Consider the following 17380-nt stretch of genomic DNA (forward strand, 5'->3'; position numbering starts at 1 on the left):
GCGGTTAGACAGTACGGGTGTCCTCCGTCGAAACCGCCGCCCCTTGCCACGACCGCTCATCGAGCGCGTCGATGTGCGCGGGTCCGGTGGTGTCGAGCAGGCACATCCCGACGCGTTCGATGGCCCTTCACTCGATGAACTGGTCGGACGGTTCGCACCATGGCTCGCCCCCGGCAAACCCTGGTACCGGCCCTGTTCGACCCGATCCGCGAAGGAACCATCATGACGACCTCGACCTCCCCTGAGTCCCGCACGTCTCAACCGTCCGCCACTTCCCAGCGCACCACGGGCTCACCGGCCATCTCGAGCGGTGTCGAGTTCGACATCGACGAGTTCGGTCCCCATTTCGGTGCCGAGATCCGCGGCGTCGACGTCGCCTCCGCCTCCGATGCGCAGGTCGCCGCGCTGCGCCGGGCGCTGATCGACTACAAGGTCATCGTGCTCCGTGACCAGCACCTCGACGATGCCGCCCACATCGAGTTCGGTAACCGGCTGGGCGATCTGACCTTCGGGCATCCGGTGTGGAACAGCGGCGATGTACCCGCCGAGGTCTATTCCCTCGACAGCACCGACGACGGATTCGCCGACGTCTGGCACACCGACGTCACCTTCATGCCAGGCCCACCCATGGGGTCGATCCTGCGCCCGGTCGTGTTGCCGCGCAACGGCGGTGACACCAACTGGGCCGACGCCGAGCTCGCGTACCGGTCGCTGTCGGAGCCGGTGCGGCGGATGATCGACGGTCTGAGTGCGGTGCACGACGGCAACCGTGCGTTCGGCTACTACCTCAAGCAGCGCCGCAACGGGCGTGGAAACACCTGGGACGGAGAGGAAGTGACCGAGCTGGTGCCGGTCAGCCACCCGGTCGTGCGCATCCACCCCGAGACCGGGCGCAAGTCGCTGTTCGTCAACCCGGGCTTCACCTCGCACATCGAAGGTGTGTCCGAGGCGGAGAGCCGCGGCATCCTGGACCTGCTCTACGCGCATCTCACCAAGCCCGAGCACATCGTCCGGCACCGATGGCGTCTGGGAGATCTCGTGCTCTGGGACAACCGCAACACCCTGCACTACGCGAACCGCGACTACGGGGACAACCGTCGGGTGATGCACCGCATCACGCTGCGGGGCGACGCGCCCATCGGGCCCGCCTGACCGACCTCCGAATCCCTATGACGTTGTGCCCGGCTACCGGGCACGACGTCATAGGGATTCTTCTTGTCGCGCTATTCAACCAAATGGTTGACAAAGCGTCGCGACGGGCGCATCGTTGAATTCAACCAAACGGTTGAGGAGGACGGATGGCAGACGAGTTGTCCAAGGTGTTCGCCGCACTCGCGGACCCGACGCGGCGCGACATGGTCGCCCGGCTGACGGTCTCCGATGCGACGGTCAGCGAACTCGCCGAGCCGTATGACGTCAGCATCCAGGCCGTCTCCAAGCATCTGAAGGTGCTCGAGGACGCCGGCCTGGTGACCCGAACCCGGGAGGCCCAAACCCGCCCGGTCCATTTGGAAGCAGAGGTGTTCGACCTCGTGACCAAATGGATCGAGCGGTACCGCAAGCGGGCGGAGGAGCGCTACCAGCGTCTCGATGTGCTGCTCGCCGAGATGAACGACGGCCCCGAGGCCCAGAAACCGATGTCCCAGAACTCGATGTCACAGAACTCGATGTCCCAGAACTCGATGTCACAGCACCTCGAGGACGAACTGCCACTCCACCAGGAAGGGAAAGTGTCATGACCGCAACCCAGACCCGCTACCCCGAGGCCGCGATCGAAGCCGACAAGGAGGTGCCCATCATCCGGATCACTCGTGACTTCCGCGGCACCCCGGCCCAGCTGATGAAGGCCCACACCGACCCCGAACTCTTCGTCCGCTGGATCGGTCCCGACGCCATCACCAGTCGCGTCATCGAATGGGATGTCCGCGACGGCGGGAGCTGGCGCTACGTCTCCACCCACGAGGGGCAGGAGTTCGGCTTCCGTGGCTGCTTCCATACGGTGTCGGACGACAAGATCGTGCAGACCTTCACGTGGCTGGACATGCCCGACGCGGTGTCGCTGGAGACCCTGTGGTTCGAGGACCTCGGCGACGGGACGACGCGCCTGCACGCACAGTCCCTGTGCGACAGTTTCGAAGCCCGCGACGGCTGGCTCGCCTCGGGTATGGAGGTAGGCGTGAACGACGGCTACGCCGCGCTCGACAAGATGCTCGCCGCAGGGGAGATCTGACCCGATGACTCTCACGGAGTTCGACGCGGCGGCCCGGCATCGAGCGATCGCCGACGGCTTCACCGAGATCGTCGACGGGGTTGCCGACTGGGACGCGCCGACACCGGTCGAGGGGTGGGTGGCGCGTGACGTGGTCGCCCACCTCGTCGACTGGTTCACCGGATTTCTCGCCGCCGACGGGATCGCACTGGCGGGCGGGCCCGCGGTCGCCGCCGACCCGGCCGGTGCGTGGTCGGCGCACGCGGGCGCGGTCCAGGCGCTGCTCGACGGCCCGTCGGCCGAGGCGACCTTCAGCCACCCGATGGCCGGCGAACATCGGCTCGCCGACGCGGTCGACCAGTTCTACACCCCCGATGTGTTCATGCACAGCTGGGACCTCGCCCGGTCCCAGGGCCGCACACCCGACCTCGACGCCGGCTACGCGCAGCGGCTGCTGGGCGGTATGGAACCGATCGATGCGATCCTGCGGAGCTCGGGTCAGTACGGACCGAAGGTCGAGGTGGCCGCCGACGCCGACGCAGCGAGTCGCCTGATGGGGTTCGTCGGCAGGGATCCGGGCTGGGCGCCGCCCGGCGGCTGAGGCCGGAGGCGACCTACCTGCGGGACGCACGCACATCACAACTCGGAGTAGCGTGGATCACGTGCCAGAGGACAACTTCACCACCCATGGTTCTCAGTCGACCGAAACCCGGCATCCATCACCCCGAACTCTGGGTGAACTGCGTGCCAGTGGCCACGTGCAGCGCAGCGTGCGCGACGAGATCCGCAACAATCTGCTGTCGGCGCTCCGCGAGGGCCGCGACCCGTGGCCGGGCATCGTGGGCTTCGAGGCGACGGTCATCCCGCAGCTCGAGCGCGCGCTGATCGCCGGCCACGACGTCGTGATGCTCGGCGAGCGCGGCCAGGGCAAGACGCGCATCCTGCGCACGCTGGTCGGGCTGCTCGACGAGTGGACACCGGTGATCGCCGGTTCCGAACTGGGCGAGCATCCGTATGAACCCATCACCCCGGGTTCGATCCGCAAGGCCGCCAACCTCCTCGACGACCTGCCCGTCGAGTGGCGTCATCGCAGCCAGCGCTACAGCGAGAAGCTCGCCACCCCCGACACCTCGGTGGCCGACCTGGTCGGCGACATCGACCCGATGAAGGTGGCCGAGGGCCGCAGCCTCGGCGACCCCGAAACCATCCACTTCGGGCTCATCCCGCGCGCCCACCGCGGGATCGTCGCGATCAACGAGCTGCCCGACCTCGCCGAACGCATCCAGGTCTCGATGCTGAACGTGATGGAGGAGCGCGACATCCAGGTCCGCGGCTACACGCTGCGCCTGCCCCTCGACGTCCTCGTGATGGCCAGCGCGAACCCGGAGGACTACACCAACCGCGGCCGCATCATCACCCCGCTCAAGGACCGGTTCGGCGCCGAGATCCGCACTCACTACCCTCTCGAGCTCGACGACGAGGTGTCGGTCATCGAGCAGGAGGCCGACCTCACCGCGAGTGTGCCGACCTTCATCACCGAGATCCTGGCGCGGTTCACCCGTTACGCCCGCGACCATCCGTCGATCGATCAGCGCTCGGGTGTCTCCGCGCGCTTCTCCATCGCCGGCGCCGAAACCGTTGCCGCGGCTGCACTTCACCGCGCCGCCGTGACCGGAGAGGATCAGGCGGTGGCCCGGGTCGTCGACCTGGCATCGGTGATCGAGGTGTTGCGCGGCAAGATCGAGTTCGAATCCGGGGAAGAGGGACGCGAGCTGGAGATCCTCGAGCACCTCATGCGCAAGTCCATCGCCGACGCGGTGCGCGCTCACCTCGGCGGCATCGACATGGCGCCACTGGTGGAGGCGCTCGAGAACGGCGAACCGGTGGTCACCGGCGACCGTGTCCGTGCCGCGGACTTCCTGCGTTCGATCCCCTCGCCCGAGGACACCTCGGGGGTGCTGGACGAGATCGCCGAGCGGCTCGACGCCGAGATCGACGGCGAGCGGGCGAGCGCCGTCGAGCTGGCACTGGAAGGCCTCTATCTGGCGCGCCGGATAGGTAAGGAAGCCGACGAATCGGGTCAGACCCTCTACGGCTGACGCCGACTCGGCGAGATCGAACCATCGGTAAGGGAGAGCACCATGGCGCGCAAGAGCTTTCACCGTTCGCGGTATCAGCGCTACACCGGCGGGCCCGACCCGTTGGCGCCGCCGGTCGACCTGCGTGAGGCGCTGGAGACCATCGGCGACGACGTGATGGCCGGCGCGTCGCCGCAGCGTGCGCTCCGTGAGTTGCTCCGACGCGGAACCCCGAACATGCGTGGGCTCGACAAGCTGCGCGAGCAGATCAACCGACGCCGGCAGGAGTTGCTGAAGAAGCGCAACCTCGACGGTACGTTCGCCGAGATCCGCGAGCTCCTCGATCGTGCGGTACTCGAGGAGCGCAAGCAGCTGGCCCGCGATCTCGACGACGACGCCCGCTTCGCCGAGATGCAGATCGGCAGCCTGCCGCCCTCGACGGCGCAGGCCGTCGAGGAGCTGTCGGAGTACAACTGGCGCAGCCCGCAGGCGAAGCAGGACTACGACAAGATCAAGGACCTCCTCGGCCGGGAATTGCTCGATCAGCGTTTCGCGGGGATGAAAGAGGCTCTCGAGGGAGCGAACGAGCAAGACCGGCAACGTATCTCGGAGATGCTCAAGGATCTCAACGAGTTACTCGCGGCGCACAATCGCGGTGAGGACACCACCGAGAAGTTCGACGAGTTCATGAACTCCCACGGCGAGTTCTTCCCGGAGAACCCGCGCAACACCGACGAACTCATCGACTCACTGGCGCAGCGCGCGGCGGCGGCGCAGCAGTTCTACAACTCGCTGACCCCCGAGCAGCGGGCCGAGCTCGACCAGCTGGCGCAGCAGGCGTTCGGCTCGCCGGACCTCATGAGTCAACTCACGCAGATGGATTCGCAGTTGCGTGCGGCGCGCCCCGGACTCGACTGGGACGACGCGCAGTCGTTCTCCGGTGACCAGCCGATGGGTCTGGGTGAGGGTGCGGCGGCGTTGCGTGACATCTCCGAGCTCGAGGCGCTCTCCGAGCAGCTGTCGCAGCAGTACGCCGGCGCGCAGATGGACGACATCGACCTCGACGCGCTCGCTCGTCAGCTGGGGGACGAAGCGGCCGTCGACGCCCGGATGCTCGCCGAACTCGAAAAGGCACTGTCCGAACAGGGATTCTTCGACCGCACCTCCGACGGTCAGCTCCGACTGAGCCCCAAGGCGATGCGCCAGCTGGGGCAGTCGATCTTCCGGGACATCGCCGAGCAGCTCTCGGGTCGCCGAGGCGATCGCCAGACACGCCAGAGCGGTCTACTCGGCGAGCCCACCGGCGCGTCCCGCGAGTGGGAGTTCGGCGACACCGACCCCTGGGACGTCACCCGCACCGTGTCGAATGCGGTGTTGCGCACCGTGTCCGAGACCAACGAGCCGTCGCAGGCCACGTCGGAGATGGCGCGCTCGGGCGTCCAGATCACCGTCCGCGATGTCGAGGTCTCCGAAACCGAGACCCGCACACAGGCCGCCGTGGTGCTCCTCGTCGACACCTCGTTCTCCATGGAGATGGAGGGACGGTGGACGCCGATGAAGCGCACCGCCATCGCCCTGAATCATCTGATCTCCACGCGTTTCCGGAGCGACGAGCTTCACCTCATCGCGTTCGGCCGGTATGCGCGGTCCATCGACATCTCGGAGCTGACCGGCCTGCAACCGCGGATGGAACAGGGCACCAACCTGCACCACGCGCTGTTGCTCGCCCAGCGGCACCTCCGGCGGTTCCCGAATGCGCAACCCGTCGTCCTGGTGGTCACCGACGGCGAGCCCACCGCACATCTCGACCCCAGTGGTGAGCCGTTCTTCTTCTATCCGCCGCACCCGCAGACGATCGCGCTGACGGTGCGCGAGCTCGACCACGTCGCCCGGATCGGTGCGCAGATCACCTTTTTCCGACTCGGGGAGGACCCGGGCCTGGCCCACTTCATGGACCAGATCGCGCGTCGCGTCGGCGGCCGGGTGGTCGCACCCGACGTCGACGGACTCGGGGCCGCCGTCGTCGGTGACTACCTGCGGGCACGTAAGGGGCCCCGGCGCGGCTGACAAACGCCGGTCACCCCGGCCGTCTCCCGCGAAGCTCAGGCGGTTGCGGGTTTGCGGCCGGCGATGATCCAGAGCACGACGCCGACCACTGCGACCAACCCGCCGAATCCGCCGCCGAACACCGCGAGAAGGACACCGCCGACGCCGCTGAAGATCCCGGCCGCGTCGATCGATGCGACGACCGCGGGCGAATCGCATCGGAACGTGTAGGTGCCCGATTCGACGACCTCGAATGAGTCGAAGGACTCCACTCCGGAACCGTCGAAAGTGAATTCGCTGGTCGTCCCGGGTCCGGGCGCGAGCGCCGCGGGTCCGGTGATCTCGCATGCCGGTACCCCGGACTCGGTGTTGCTGCTGAACAGCTGGAAGGTGTCCCCGGTGTCGTAGTCCTGCTCGGCGGTGGGGTTGACCTCGAAGGCCTTGTCCACCGCATCGCCTATCCCGGCGACTGCCATCACGACGCCGATGGTCACCGACAGAAGGAGCAGGACAACGCCTACGACGGTGAGGATCTTGCCCCACCGCCGCATACCCGCCCGATCCTCACGTGGTGGCAGCGGTGGGGGATAGGCCTGTTGCGGCCAGGGTTGTCCGGGCGGGGACTGGCCCGGGTCGTATTGCCGGCCGGGGTCATAGGGCTGACTGGGGTCATAGGGCTGGCTGGGGTCATAGGGCCGGCCGGGCCGGGACTGGCCCGGGTCATAGGGCTGGCTGGGGTCGTCGGGCTGGCCCATGATCGCCTCCGATGTGCGCCGGTCGGCGTCCCCGTCCGGACTCGGGATGAATTATGCCGCTCGGCGGGCACTTTCGGGGTCTGTTGCGCCGACCGCCGACGAGACGACAGCAGTGGTCCCGACGTCGGGGTGTGTGTCGGGGTGTATTTCAGGGTGGTCGGCACGTCATCGGGCCACTAGGGTCGTGAGTCGTGACCCAACCCGGTGACCTTCCGATGCCCGACGATCGTCGCGCGCGACTGCGCGCGGCCGACGCCGACCGCGAACTGGTCCACGAAATCCTCTCCGCGGCGATGGCTCACGGCAGTCTGTCGCCGGTCGAATACGAGGAACGTGCCGGGAAGGCGTTGTCGGCCAAGACTTTCGGTGACCTCGATGAGCTCACCGATGATCTGCCCGTCGCGCAGCTCGGTGTGCCCATGCCCGCGGCCAGCCTGTCACCCGGCCCGCGCGTGACCGGTGGGAGCGCCGAGACCGCGGTCCGTCATCGCCTGGCGATCATGTCGGGCAGCGAACTGTCGGGGACGGCGGTCGTCGCCGATCAGCTCACCGCCACCGCCATCATGGGCGGCGTCGACATCGACCTGCGCGAGGTCGAATTCACCGCACCGGTCCTGACCGTGGAGTGCGTCGCGATCATGGGCGGCATCGACATCAAGGTCCCTGAGGCGGTGTCGGTCGAGATCGGGGGGCTGGGCATCATGGGCGGCTTCAGCGGAAAGTCGCAGAAGTCGTCGAGACCCGGTGCCCCAGTCATCCGGGTGACCGGGTTGGCGCTGATGGGCGGCGTCGACGTCAAATACGTACCGCGCGACCAGCCGGACGCCTGAACGTCGAGTCGGTCACGCGAGCAGAAGTGCGATGACGGTGATGGTCGGGATCGATGCGAGCGTCGTGATCAACGCGGTGTCACGCGCGAGGATCTGTCCGCGTCGATACCGGGTCGCATAGACGAGGACGTTCTGGGCGGTCGGCAGTGCCGCGATGACCACCTGAGCGAACAGCGCGTCGCCCTCCTGGCCGAAACCCCATCGTGCGATGGCGTAGACGGACAGCGGCATGACGACCATCTTCAGCACGGATGCCAACGCGATGTCGCGACGCGGACTCTCGCCCTTCTTGAACACCGCGACACCGGTCAGCGAGAGTCCGAAGGCCAGCAACGCCGCGGGGACCGACGCGTCTCCCAGCATCTTCAGCGGAGACATCACCGCCGCCGGCGGAGTCCACCCGATCAGCGAGACCGCCAGGCCGGCGATTCCGCCGACGACGATCGGGTTGGTGACCGGCGCGACGAGTGAATCACGGACCAGGGACCTGCCGGAGTCGCGATCCAGCGCGGTCAGGTCGAGGGCGAGCAGCGCCACCGGGGAGTAGATGAGGATCTGGAACAGCAGCAGCGGAGCGATGAACGAGGCGTCGTCGAGGACGAAGATCGCGATGGGGAGCCCGAGGTTGACACTGTTGACATACGACGCGGAGAGTCCGCCGATGACGAGCTCGGGAACCGGGCGCCGTAACCAGAGTCTGGCGACCGCCACGTAGATGACGCCCATGAGGACCGCGCTGCCCCCGGCGATCGCCAGCGTCGAGGAGAAGATGACCGACAGGTCCGACGTCACCATGGAATGGAACAGCAGCGCCGGGGTGAAGACGAAGAAGACCAGCCGGGACAGAACCTCGTGCGCATGATCGCCGATGACCTGCGTACGTCCGAGGATGTACCCCACTCCGACTACTATGAAGATCACCGTGAAGCCGGAGATGACGCCAGACACTGCGCGAAGTCTATTCGTACGGCATTGGGGCGCATCTGTCGGATCGAGTTGGGGGTTGTGAGTGAGTTATCCACCGGGACAGGGTTCGGGTCAGGGCCAGGACGACTGGGGGACTGTGCCGAACTCGGGTGCGGCGGAAGGCTCCCGTCCGAATCTGAACAAGGGTGACCAGTCGTCGGGTCAGGCACCCGACGAATACGCTCCGACGCAGTTCGGCCCTTCTCACCAGGGTGGCCCGTCTTCGGACCCCTACGGCCAGAATCCTTACGGCCAGAGTCCTTACGGCCAGAGTCCTTACGGCCAGAGTCCTTATGGTCAGGATCAGTACGGCCAGAACCCTTATGGTCAGGATCAGTACGGCCAGAACCCGTACGGGTCGCAGCCGGGCGGCCAGGGATTCGGCGCCGCGCCCGGTCAGGATCCGTACGGACAGCCTCCGGTGACACCGCCGGGAGCGCAGTACGGTCAGGTCAACGACCCCTACCAGGCGCCTGCCTACGGTTCGGCTTACGGTTCGGCCACTCCGTACGGTGCCGCACAGTATGGGGGTTACGGCTACGGCACGCCTGCTGCCCAGAGCACCAACGGCAAGGCGATCGCCGCGATGGTCTGCGGCATCGTCGGCGTCATCTCGCTGGTCGCGTGCTTCTTCTTCTCGTTCTTCCTCTCGATTCCGATCGGCATCGCCGCCGTCGTCCTGGGTTTTCTGTCGCGGCGCGACATCGAGCAGTCGAACGGCACCCAGACCGGCGCGGGTATGGGACTGACCGGAATCATCACCGGCGCGCTGTCGATCCTCGGCGGCGTGGTGTGGGTCGTGCTGTTCATCATCGTGCTGGCCGCCGGTGGAACGGACTCGTACTACTACTAGTGAACGACTCAGCGGTCGGATCTTCGAGGTCAATCCTCGACTCCACCCTGTTCGGGGCGTTTTCTCACTAGTCTGTGACTCATGTGCAGCGGGTGCTGCACGCATGAATCCTTCCACCGTGACCCGGTGTGCACAGATGGTGAGGGCACCTGATGACGAATCCCACCGAAGGCGCGGATCCGCGAGATCCTTCCTCTGCATCTCGGTCCGGGCCCGATCCGTCAGCACCCGACCGGCCAGATTCCGACCGGGCGGCGCCGCAGCCACCCGGCCCCGATGCGTCTGCCACCGATCCCTCCCCGTGGGAGCCGACGCAGAAGGCGGCTGTGGCCGGACCGGATTCAGATCCGGGGTCCGTGCCGGTGACATCGACGCCGGGAGCAGGCCCCGACGGCACCGACGTTCCCGAGTCGCACAGTCCCGCCGACGGGGTCACGCGCATCATCAGTACGCCCGGGTCTCCGTCGGAGCCTGCCCAGCCGGGTCCTGCCCAGTCGAATCCAGTCGGGCAGACGCCGGTGGCGCCTCCCGGCACCACACCCGCGCCACCACCTCCACCTCGAGGCGCAGACGGTCCTGCCCCGTCCGGATACGACTCGACCCGCGTCATCTCCACGCGCCCGCCCGCCGGACCAGGTGCGCAGCAGTACGGCGCCCCGCCACCGGGACCCCCGGGTCAGGCACCCCAGTCCCCACACGCTCCCGGCCAGGCGCCCGGATACGGCCAACAACCCGGATACGGCCAGCCACCCGGTTATGGACCGCCGCCCGGGTACGGCCAACAGGGATATGGCCAACCGCCCGGATACGGCCAGCAGGGGTACGGCCAACCGCCTCAGGGGGTGCCGCCATCGGCACCGGGGCAGCCGCCGTACGGCGGACCACCTCAAGGGCCGCCCGGGCAGCAGTACGGACACCAGGCCCATGACCCATCGGCCGGCGGCCCGCCGAACTATGGCCAGCCGTCGCAGCAGAGTGCTCAGCAGGACCGGTACGGCAACGCCGATCATGCCGACGACGGGGGGCAAGGTCCGGGCGGCGGCAATCCCGACGCCGACAATCCCTACGCCCACGGCGGGGGACCCGAACCCACCACCAGCACCCTGGCGGTGCTGGCGTTGGTCGCGTCGTTGCTGGGTCTGCTGTGCAGCGGGATCGGCGGCCTGATCGGGTTGGTCCTGGGCGTGATCGCGCGTAAACAGATCGCGGCATCCGGGGGTGCTCAGAAAGGTGACGGGCTGGCGCTCACCGCAATCATCATCGGGGCGTTCATCCTGGTCGTGTGGGTCGTGTACTGGCTGGTCATCGCGCTCACCGGGGTGGAAAATCCCTGGTCGTCCTTCTGAGGTCCGCGTGGACGGCGGCCATTTTGGAGCTCGGCGTCCTCAGCAGGTAGTCTGGTCGGGTTGTGTGCCGCGCCCGCGAGGGCTGATCGGCGCACTGACTCGGGCCGATCAGTGATGTCACGTCACCAGCGGCCACGCAGACCACAGTAAGAGAAGGGCTCAACCATGGCTGTACCGAAGCGCCGGATGTCGCGGGCGAACACCCGTAGTCGTCGTTCGCAGTGGAAGGCAGACAACCCCGCACTGCAAGAAGAGAAGGTGAACGGCGTCCCCGTGCGGATCCCTCGTCGACTCGTGAAGGCTGCTCGCGCCGGCCTCATCGATCTGGATCGTCGCTAGCCTCGTTCGGTTGCCGTTCACGGCACCGCGATTGTCATACCGATGGCCGCCCCTGGGATAGTCCGGGGGCGGTCATTCGTGTGCCGTCATCGACGGCCGCACCTGACGTGAGGCCGGCGCCCACTCGGTGGGCGCCGCTGTAGGAAGGGTTTCTCGTGCTCCTCGACGTTCTGAACTTCGCGGGCATCGCGGTGTTCGCCGCGTCGGGGGCGATGCTCGGGGTCCGCAAGGACTTCGACCTGTGGGGCATCATCACCGTGGGCGTGCTGACCGGGGTCGGCGGCGGCGTTCTGCGCGACGTGCTGCTGGGGATCAGTCCGCCCGCCTCGATCAACGGCTGGGGGCCGGTGGTCACCGCCACCGTGGCGAGTCTGCTGGTGTTCTTCTTCCATCCCGCGTTCGCGAAGCTGCGCCGTTCGATCCTGGTGCTCGACGCGTTCGGCATGGGATTGTTCGCCGCCGTGGGTGCGGGCATCGCGCTCGACGTCGATGCGAGTCCCTTCGCCGCGACGACCGTCGGACTGCTCACCGCGGTGGGTGGCGGCGTCCTGCGCGACGTGATCTCCAACGAGATCCCGCTGCTTCTCCAGCCGTCGGACCTCTACGCGGTCCCCGCTGTGCTCGGCGCGGCGATCGTCGCGGTCTGCGCGACGCACAGTTCGGTCCCGCAGTGGATCTGGCTCGTCGTCGGATCTGTTCTCGCCACCGGCCTTCGCCTGGTCAGTCTCAAGTTCAACCTGCACCTCCCGACCGCGCGACGCTGAGCTCTCCCGCAGACCCACCACCGATGGACATACCCACCCCGGAATTCGGGGAGGACGTGTCCAGCTGTGGTGGATCTGCGAGACATGGCACCGGCGGGGCATGCGCTGCGTCAAAGCGTCATGGACATTCCCGCCGACTCACATGGCCTGGTTCTACGCTCCGAGGTTGTCGGACCTCATGTCACCGACAAGCAGCTGCAGCGTTCCGTCGCCGATGACGGACTGCGGCGACTCTGGCCGGGGATCTTTGCCGACTCCTCGACGCTCGCCGACCTCGACAAGCTCGAGACGCACCGGATGACCGTAATGGCGGCTGCGCGAGCGGGTGGCCCGACGCGGATCGTCAGTCACGTGTCAGCGGGCGCGATGCATCGACTCCCGATGCTCTACCCGGACCTGACCCGGGTTCATGTGACGTCGCCGAAAGTGGGTAAGACGACGGACCGGGTGGTGCGCCATCAGGGTGTGGTCGCTCCGCGCGATGTGGTCGTCGTCGACGGCGTCGCGGTCACCTCCGTCGCCCGCACGGCATGCGACGTCGCCCGTCTCGGGAACTCGCGCCGGGCGCTGGTCGTCCTGGACGCAGCCCTGAGACAGGGCGCCGAGTTGCAGCGAATGCAGGAGATCCTCGAGTCGTGCCGGCGCTTCAAGGGCGTCGAGATGCTCCGGCGGATGTTGCCACTGGCGACCGCCCAGTCCGAGAGTGTCGGCGAATCACTCAGTCGCGCACTGATGCTCGAGTGTGCGGACCTTCCCGAACCGCGACCGCAGGTGTCGATAGTCGACGACGACGGCACCTTCATCGCTCGCGTCGACTTCCTTCTCGCGGAGAAGTTGGTGGGCGAGTTCGACGGGCTGGTCAAATACAGCGGTGCGCTCAGCGACACACCTCCGTGGCAGACGGTCGTCGAGGAGAAGGCCCGCGAGGACAAGTTGCGGGCACAGGGGTACATCGTCGTTCGCTGGACCTGGCAAGACCTGCGCGACCGGGCGAAGTTTCATGCGCTCCTCACGCAGGGTCTGCGACTTGCCGGGGTCCACTGATCCGCATACCCACCACAGACGGGCATACCCACCCCGAAATTCGGGGTGGGTATGCCCAGGGGTGGTGGGTTTGCGGGGCGGCTACTGCGCGATGAACTTGTTGACGGTCCGGTTCAGGAAGTTGGGGATGAACTTGGCCGCATTGCCGAGGAACAGGGTCTGGGCTCCCACCGAGTAGCTCGTGCGGTGCAGGAGCTTGTCCTGCCGCGTGGGATGCACCGACTCCCACACCTTGTCGGCAACCTGCTCCGGGGTGATCCGGATGCCGAGTGTCTTGGTGGACTTGGTCTCTCCGGAGGCCAGCGCCGTCTTGGCCCACAGCGGCCAGATGCTGACCGCGCGGATGTCGTCGTGCTCCCACTCGAGCTCGAGCGCCTCGGTGAGCCCGCCGACGAAGAACTTGGTGGCCGAGTAGACCGCGATTCCGGGCTGGCCGTAGATCGCCGACGCCGAGGCGATGTTCACCAGGTGGGCCCCGGGGGTCTTCTTCAGATACGGGTAGGCGGCCTGGGCGCCGAGCGCGACGCCGAGTGCATCGATGTCGATCTGGCGACGGATGTCCTCCGGGGTGATGTGGTGGATCTTCCCCGCGTGCAGGATGCCGGCGTTGTTGTCGAGGACGTCGAGGGTTCCGCCGGTGTGCGAGGTGAACTCGGCCAGGGCGTTGGCCCACTGCTCGGGTTCGCGGACGTCGAGCGTGCCGGTGATGAAGTCGGGGTGATCGGCCTTCACCTTCGCGAGGGCGTCGGCATCGACGTCGTACACACCGACCGTCCAGCCTTCCCGACCGAACCGCTCGGCGGTGGCGAGACCGATTCCGGCGGCCCCGCCGGTGATGAAGATGGAAGACATGCGAACTCCTACCAAGTGAACGGCGTGCTGAAGAGGTTCTGACCTGCAGCGATTCCGGCTGCCACTGAACTTACCGGCCAGTATATTCGGCGAATCGTTTACTCGGTCACACCACGGTGCTATCTTGACAACACGCATTGTTATTACATCGATCATTGTCACGATCGCCGACCGGGAAGCGAGTCACTCATGACGGCCGCGATGGAACGAACCGAGAACGTCATCAGCATGCGAGACCAGGGCACCGAAGAGGTGTCGACCCGCCTGCTGGCCTCGGCTGCCCGCCTGTCACGAAACGCGATGACCGAGATCGACTGGTCCAAGCCGATGGACCCCGCCAAATACGGCTGCAGCCCGGAGTGGTCGTCGTTGTACGGGACCGACTACTGGGACGAACTCACCGAGGAGCAGCGCATCTCGGTCACGCGCCACGAGTTCGCGTCGATCATGAACATCGGCATCTGGTTCGAGATGATCCTGCAGGAGATGGTGATCCGGGATCAGTATCTGGGCGACTACCACGGTGCCGAGTTCCAGTTCGCGCTCACCGAGATCGCCGACGAGTGCCGCCACTCGATCATGTTCGCCAAGGCCTCGGAGAAGATGGTCGGTACCTCCTACCGGCCGTCGAAGAAGGTCGCCCGGCTCGGCAAGGTCTTCAAGATGACCGCCAAGAACGAGGTCGCCTACGCGGGAATCCTTGTCGCCGAGGAGGTTCTGGACGTCTTCCAGCGCGGCTGCATGCGTGATGACCGCGTGTTGGATTTCATCCGCACCGTCAACGAGATCCACGTCCTCGAGGAATCGCGCCACATGAAGTTCGCGCGCGAAGAGGTGCGCGAATCGTTGGAGGGCGTGAGCTGGGCGCGACGCCAGTTCAGTGCACTCGCCGTGGCTATCGGGGCCTACTACATCGTGACCAGCCTGGTGCAGGGCCAGGCATTCGCCGACGCCGGACTCGACGCCGAGCGCGCGCTCCGGGAGATGAAGCACAACTCCCACTTCCACTCGATGATCCGGAGCAGCTGTGCCCACCTCATGGAATTCCTCGACGAGGTCGGCCTGCTGACCAAGCCCGCCATGCGGTACTACCGGAAAGCCCACATGCTCTGATGTTCGTCATCACTCAATCATGTTGCAGCGACGCGGCATGCGTGTCGGTGTGCCCGGTGAACTGCATCCACCCGACGCCAGAGGAACGTGGCTTCGGCAGCTCAGACATCCTGCACATCGATCCCGAGGCCTGCATCGACTGCGGGGCGTGCGCCGACGCCTGCCCGGTGGATGCGATCTACCCCGCGGACAAGCTCGGCACGCGCGACAAGGTGTTCATCGACATCAACGCCGACTTCTACAAGCACAACCCGGATGTGCGGTCGGGGTGGGAGCCGATCGACTCGGAGTCGGGCTCCACCGTCACCTACCCCGAGGTTCCCAAACTGCCTGCCGGCCTGCGGGTTGCGCTCGTGGGGACCGGTCCCTCGGGTGGTTACGCGCTGCGTACGCTGCTCGACCGGACCGAGGCGCAGGTCACCGTGATCGACAAGCTCCCGACGCCGGGCGGCCTGGTCCGTGCCGGTGTCGCACCGGATCATCCGGGCACCAAGGGTGTGCTGCGCGGCTTCGATCTGCTCTACCGTGACCCCCGGGTCACGATGCTCACCAACGTGACCGTCGGCGACGGTCCCGACCAGATCACCCCGGCCGAGTTGTCCGACCATTTCGACGCCGTGTTCTACGCGGTCGGCGCGAGTGAGTCACGGCGACTGGACATCCCGGGCGAGGAACTCCCGGGTTCGACCTCGGCCACCGACCTGGTGGCCTGGTACAACGGCGTGCCCGGCGTCGAGCAGGGACCACCGTTGCGTCGGGGGACGACCGAGGACCCGGCCACGGGTCGTGCGGTCGTTGTCGGAACGGGAAATGTCGCGCTCGACGTCGCACGAATCCTGGTGTCACCGCCGGAGTTGCTGGCCACCACCGACATCGCCGACCGTGCACTGAACATCCTGCGGGAGCAGAACGTGCACGAGGTGGTGCTCCTCGGCCGGCGCGACCAGGCGGCAGCCGCCTATACGGCGGCGGAATACCGTGCGCTGTCGGAGATCCCGGGTGTCGAGGTCGAGGTGATCGACGGCGTCGACGGGGTGGACATCCCGTCGTCGTTCCGCGGCCCGGCAGATCCCGCGCGGCGTCGCATCGTCTTCCTGTTCCACAGCACTCCGGAAGAGATCGTCGGCGACGGGCAGGTCGAGTCGATCACCGTCCGAACCGGCGAAGGACGCCACCACATCGCCACCGACCTCGTGGTGCGTTCCATCGGATACCGTTCGACCCCGATACCGGGGGTGGCGTTCGACGACGACCGCGGGATCTTCCGGAACGTCGACGGTCGCCTCACCGACGACTCGGGCCAGATCGTGCCCGGCGGATACGTACTCGGCTGGGCCAAACGCGGCCCGAGCGGCGGCATCGGGGTCAACAAGGTGTGCGCGACGCGCACGGTCGAGGACTTCATCGACGACGCCCGATCGGGGGTGCTGCGACGCACCCGACGTGCCCCGGATGCCTTCTCGTCGTTGGTGCGCAAGCGCGTGCGGACCGTCATCGGGTACCGGGGCATGCGTGCCATCGACCGCACCGAACGGCGTCGTGGCGAGGAGCAGGGCCGTCCGAGGGTGAAGTTCACCCAGGTCGCGGAGATGGTCGGTGCCGCGGGGTGGCGCCGGAGCTGATTGCCCGGCACCCCGGGGAGCGGATTCGCCCTCGGAGCATGTCGCCCTCGTGTCACCATTTCTGCCAACCGACGACTCGAGGAGACGCGATGACCACGCCGGCCGCAGTGACAGCAGAGGGAGTCGACACGAGGTGGCGACAGCGATCGCTGCTGGCCGTGTTCCTGACCGCGCTGGTGGCGCAGAACGCCCTGGCGATCCCGTACGTGCAGCGCAACGGCCCGGCGTCGGTCAAGGACTTCTTCGTCGGCGACATCCTGAAGACGACGCCCGGTCGCTTCGCCATGGTCGACCTCACCTTCGTGGTGATCGGATTCCATGTCTGGGCGTTCTCCGAGGCGCGGCGGCTGCGCATCCTGCCATGGTGGTTGGCGTCGGTGGTGCTCACCTTCGGGGTGGGTATCGCCACCGCCATCCCGTTCTTCTTCCTCGCACGTGAACGGGCGCTGTCTCCGCGCTGACGCCCGATCGTCGCCCTCTCGGCGACCGACCACGTTGGTGAGAACCAGAAAACGCTGCCGTAACACCGCGGCAAGTCGCATTTCACGCGCCTCGCGGATAGT

General features: G+C 66.9%; 18 protein-coding genes. 15 read left to right on the plus strand and 3 right to left on the minus strand.

The window, feature by feature from the left end; genetic code table 11:
• Positions 1 to 222: 222 nt before the first annotated feature.
• The 6 genes from H1R19_RS06780 (at position 223) to H1R19_RS06805 (ending at position 6354) form a co-directional block, all read left to right on the plus strand.
• Positions 223 to 1152 carry a TauD/TfdA dioxygenase family protein gene (locus tag H1R19_RS06780; protein WP_188330040.1) on the plus strand — a complete coding sequence of 310 codons (930 nt, stop codon included), beginning with the start codon at positions 223 to 225 and terminating at the stop codon, positions 1150 to 1152.
• 146 nt (positions 1153 to 1298) lie between these two features.
• Complete coding sequence (locus tag H1R19_RS06785) at positions 1299 to 1739, plus strand: ArsR/SmtB family transcription factor (protein ID WP_219851044.1); 441 nt, start codon at positions 1299 to 1301, stop codon at positions 1737 to 1739.
• Positions 1736 to 2230 carry an SRPBCC family protein gene (locus tag H1R19_RS06790; RefSeq protein WP_219851045.1) on the plus strand — a complete coding sequence of 165 codons (495 nt, stop codon included), beginning with the start codon at positions 1736 to 1738 and terminating at the stop codon, positions 2228 to 2230. Before H1R19_RS06785 ends, H1R19_RS06790 begins: the two co-directional genes overlap by 4 nt.
• A gap of 4 nt (positions 2231 to 2234) precedes the next feature.
• Positions 2235 to 2810, plus strand: coding sequence for a maleylpyruvate isomerase N-terminal domain-containing protein (locus tag H1R19_RS06795; protein ID WP_219851046.1), 576 nt, complete (start codon positions 2235 to 2237; stop codon positions 2808 to 2810).
• 52 nt (positions 2811 to 2862) lie between these two features.
• On the plus strand, positions 2863 to 4308 hold the full coding sequence (locus H1R19_RS06800) for a sigma 54-interacting transcriptional regulator (protein ID WP_188330036.1): 1446 nt from the start codon (positions 2863 to 2865) through the stop codon (positions 4306 to 4308).
• A gap of 42 nt (positions 4309 to 4350) precedes the next feature.
• Positions 4351 to 6354 (plus strand): vWA domain-containing protein, encoded by a 2004-nt coding sequence (locus tag H1R19_RS06805; RefSeq protein ID WP_188330035.1) that lies wholly within the window; start codon positions 4351 to 4353, stop codon positions 6352 to 6354.
• 35 nt (positions 6355 to 6389) lie between these two features.
• Here H1R19_RS06805 and H1R19_RS06810 read toward each other — a convergent pair whose 3' ends face one another.
• The gene (locus H1R19_RS06810) at positions 6390 to 7088 is read right to left on the minus strand and encodes a hypothetical protein (protein WP_219851047.1); all 699 of its coding nucleotides are present in this window, start codon (positions 7086 to 7088) and stop codon (positions 6390 to 6392) included.
• Positions 7089 to 7279: 191 nt separating this feature from the next.
• Here H1R19_RS06810 and H1R19_RS06815 point away from each other — a divergent pair, with 191 nt between their 5' ends.
• Entirely contained in the window at positions 7280 to 7918 is a 639-nt protein-coding gene (locus H1R19_RS06815) for a DUF1707 SHOCT-like domain-containing protein (protein ID WP_188330033.1), read from the plus strand.
• 12 nt (positions 7919 to 7930) lie between these two features.
• On the opposite strand, the gene H1R19_RS06820 is transcribed toward H1R19_RS06815, so the two are convergent.
• Positions 7931 to 8866: an AEC family transporter gene (locus tag H1R19_RS06820; RefSeq protein ID WP_188330032.1), complete on the minus strand. Its 936-nt coding sequence runs from the start codon at positions 8864 to 8866 to the stop codon at positions 7931 to 7933.
• A 61-nt stretch (positions 8867 to 8927) separates the two neighbouring features.
• Between H1R19_RS06820 and H1R19_RS06825 the strand changes: the two genes are divergently transcribed.
• The 5 genes from H1R19_RS06825 (at position 8928) to H1R19_RS06845 (ending at position 13230) form a co-directional block, all read left to right on the plus strand.
• The gene (locus tag H1R19_RS06825) at positions 8928 to 9737 is read left to right on the plus strand and encodes a DUF4190 domain-containing protein (protein ID WP_219851048.1); all 810 of its coding nucleotides are present in this window, start codon (positions 8928 to 8930) and stop codon (positions 9735 to 9737) included.
• A gap of 842 nt (positions 9738 to 10579) precedes the next feature.
• A complete protein-coding gene (locus H1R19_RS23190) occupies positions 10580 to 11083 on the plus strand; it encodes a DUF4190 domain-containing protein (RefSeq protein WP_244970898.1) in 504 nt (167 codons plus the stop codon).
• 165 nt (positions 11084 to 11248) lie between these two features.
• Positions 11249 to 11422 (plus strand): 50S ribosomal protein L32, encoded by a 174-nt coding sequence (rpmF, locus tag H1R19_RS06835; protein ID WP_188330030.1) that lies wholly within the window; start codon positions 11249 to 11251, stop codon positions 11420 to 11422.
• A 155-nt stretch (positions 11423 to 11577) separates the two neighbouring features.
• Positions 11578 to 12186 carry a trimeric intracellular cation channel family protein gene (locus H1R19_RS06840; protein WP_219851049.1) on the plus strand — a complete coding sequence of 203 codons (609 nt, stop codon included), beginning with the start codon at positions 11578 to 11580 and terminating at the stop codon, positions 12184 to 12186.
• 84 nt (positions 12187 to 12270) lie between these two features.
• Positions 12271 to 13230 (plus strand): endonuclease domain-containing protein, encoded by a 960-nt coding sequence (locus H1R19_RS06845; RefSeq protein ID WP_244970899.1) that lies wholly within the window; start codon positions 12271 to 12273, stop codon positions 13228 to 13230.
• A gap of 81 nt (positions 13231 to 13311) precedes the next feature.
• On the opposite strand, the gene H1R19_RS06850 is transcribed toward H1R19_RS06845, so the two are convergent.
• Entirely contained in the window at positions 13312 to 14082 is a 771-nt protein-coding gene (locus H1R19_RS06850) for an SDR family oxidoreductase (protein ID WP_188330027.1), read from the minus strand.
• A 189-nt stretch (positions 14083 to 14271) separates the two neighbouring features.
• On the opposite strand from H1R19_RS06850, the gene H1R19_RS06855 reads away from it, so the two are divergent.
• The 3 genes from H1R19_RS06855 (at position 14272) to H1R19_RS06865 (ending at position 17278) form a co-directional block, all read left to right on the plus strand.
• Complete coding sequence (locus H1R19_RS06855) at positions 14272 to 15195, plus strand: AurF N-oxygenase family protein (RefSeq protein ID WP_188330026.1); 924 nt, start codon at positions 14272 to 14274, stop codon at positions 15193 to 15195.
• Positions 15195 to 16817, plus strand: coding sequence for an FAD-dependent oxidoreductase (locus H1R19_RS06860; RefSeq protein ID WP_219851050.1), 1623 nt, complete (start codon positions 15195 to 15197; stop codon positions 16815 to 16817). The genes H1R19_RS06855 and H1R19_RS06860 overlap by 1 nt, the downstream gene beginning before the upstream one ends.
• 89 nt (positions 16818 to 16906) lie before the next feature.
• Positions 16907 to 17278 (plus strand): DUF2834 domain-containing protein, encoded by a 372-nt coding sequence (locus H1R19_RS06865; RefSeq protein ID WP_188330024.1) that lies wholly within the window; start codon positions 16907 to 16909, stop codon positions 17276 to 17278.
• The last annotated feature ends 102 nt before the right edge of the window (positions 17279 to 17380 follow it).

The organism is Gordonia jinghuaiqii (assembly GCF_014041935.1).
GTDB classification, from domain to species: Bacteria; Actinomycetota; Actinomycetes; order Mycobacteriales; family Mycobacteriaceae; genus Gordonia; species Gordonia jinghuaiqii.

Bases quoted from the DNA above. Each gene is read 5' to 3' on its own strand.
- H1R19_RS06850 (WP_188330027.1), bottom strand. From the start codon at position 14,082: ATGTCTTCCATCTTCATCACCGGCGGGGCCGCCGGAATCGGTCTCGCC.
- H1R19_RS06795 (WP_219851046.1), top strand. From the start codon at position 2,235: ATGACTCTCACGGAGTTCGACGCGGCGGCCCGGCATCGAGCGATCGCC.
- H1R19_RS06865 (WP_188330024.1), top strand. From the start codon at position 16,907: ATGACCACGCCGGCCGCAGTGACAGCAGAGGGAGTCGACACGAGGTGG.
- H1R19_RS06860 (WP_219851050.1), top strand. From the start codon at position 15,195: ATGTTCGTCATCACTCAATCATGTTGCAGCGACGCGGCATGCGTGTCG.
- H1R19_RS06790 (WP_219851045.1), top strand. From the start codon at position 1,736: ATGACCGCAACCCAGACCCGCTACCCCGAGGCCGCGATCGAAGCCGAC.
- H1R19_RS06845 (WP_244970899.1), top strand. From the start codon at position 12,271: ATGGCACCGGCGGGGCATGCGCTGCGTCAAAGCGTCATGGACATTCCC.
- H1R19_RS06785 (WP_219851044.1), top strand. From the start codon at position 1,299: ATGGCAGACGAGTTGTCCAAGGTGTTCGCCGCACTCGCGGACCCGACG.
- H1R19_RS06855 (WP_188330026.1), top strand. From the start codon at position 14,272: ATGACGGCCGCGATGGAACGAACCGAGAACGTCATCAGCATGCGAGAC.
- H1R19_RS06780 (WP_188330040.1), top strand. From the start codon at position 223: ATGACGACCTCGACCTCCCCTGAGTCCCGCACGTCTCAACCGTCCGCC.
- H1R19_RS06805 (WP_188330035.1), top strand. From the start codon at position 4,351: ATGGCGCGCAAGAGCTTTCACCGTTCGCGGTATCAGCGCTACACCGGC.
- H1R19_RS06810 (WP_219851047.1), bottom strand. From the start codon at position 7,088: ATGGGCCAGCCCGACGACCCCAGCCAGCCCTATGACCCGGGCCAGTCC.
- rpmF (WP_188330030.1), top strand. From the start codon at position 11,249: ATGGCTGTACCGAAGCGCCGGATGTCGCGGGCGAACACCCGTAGTCGT.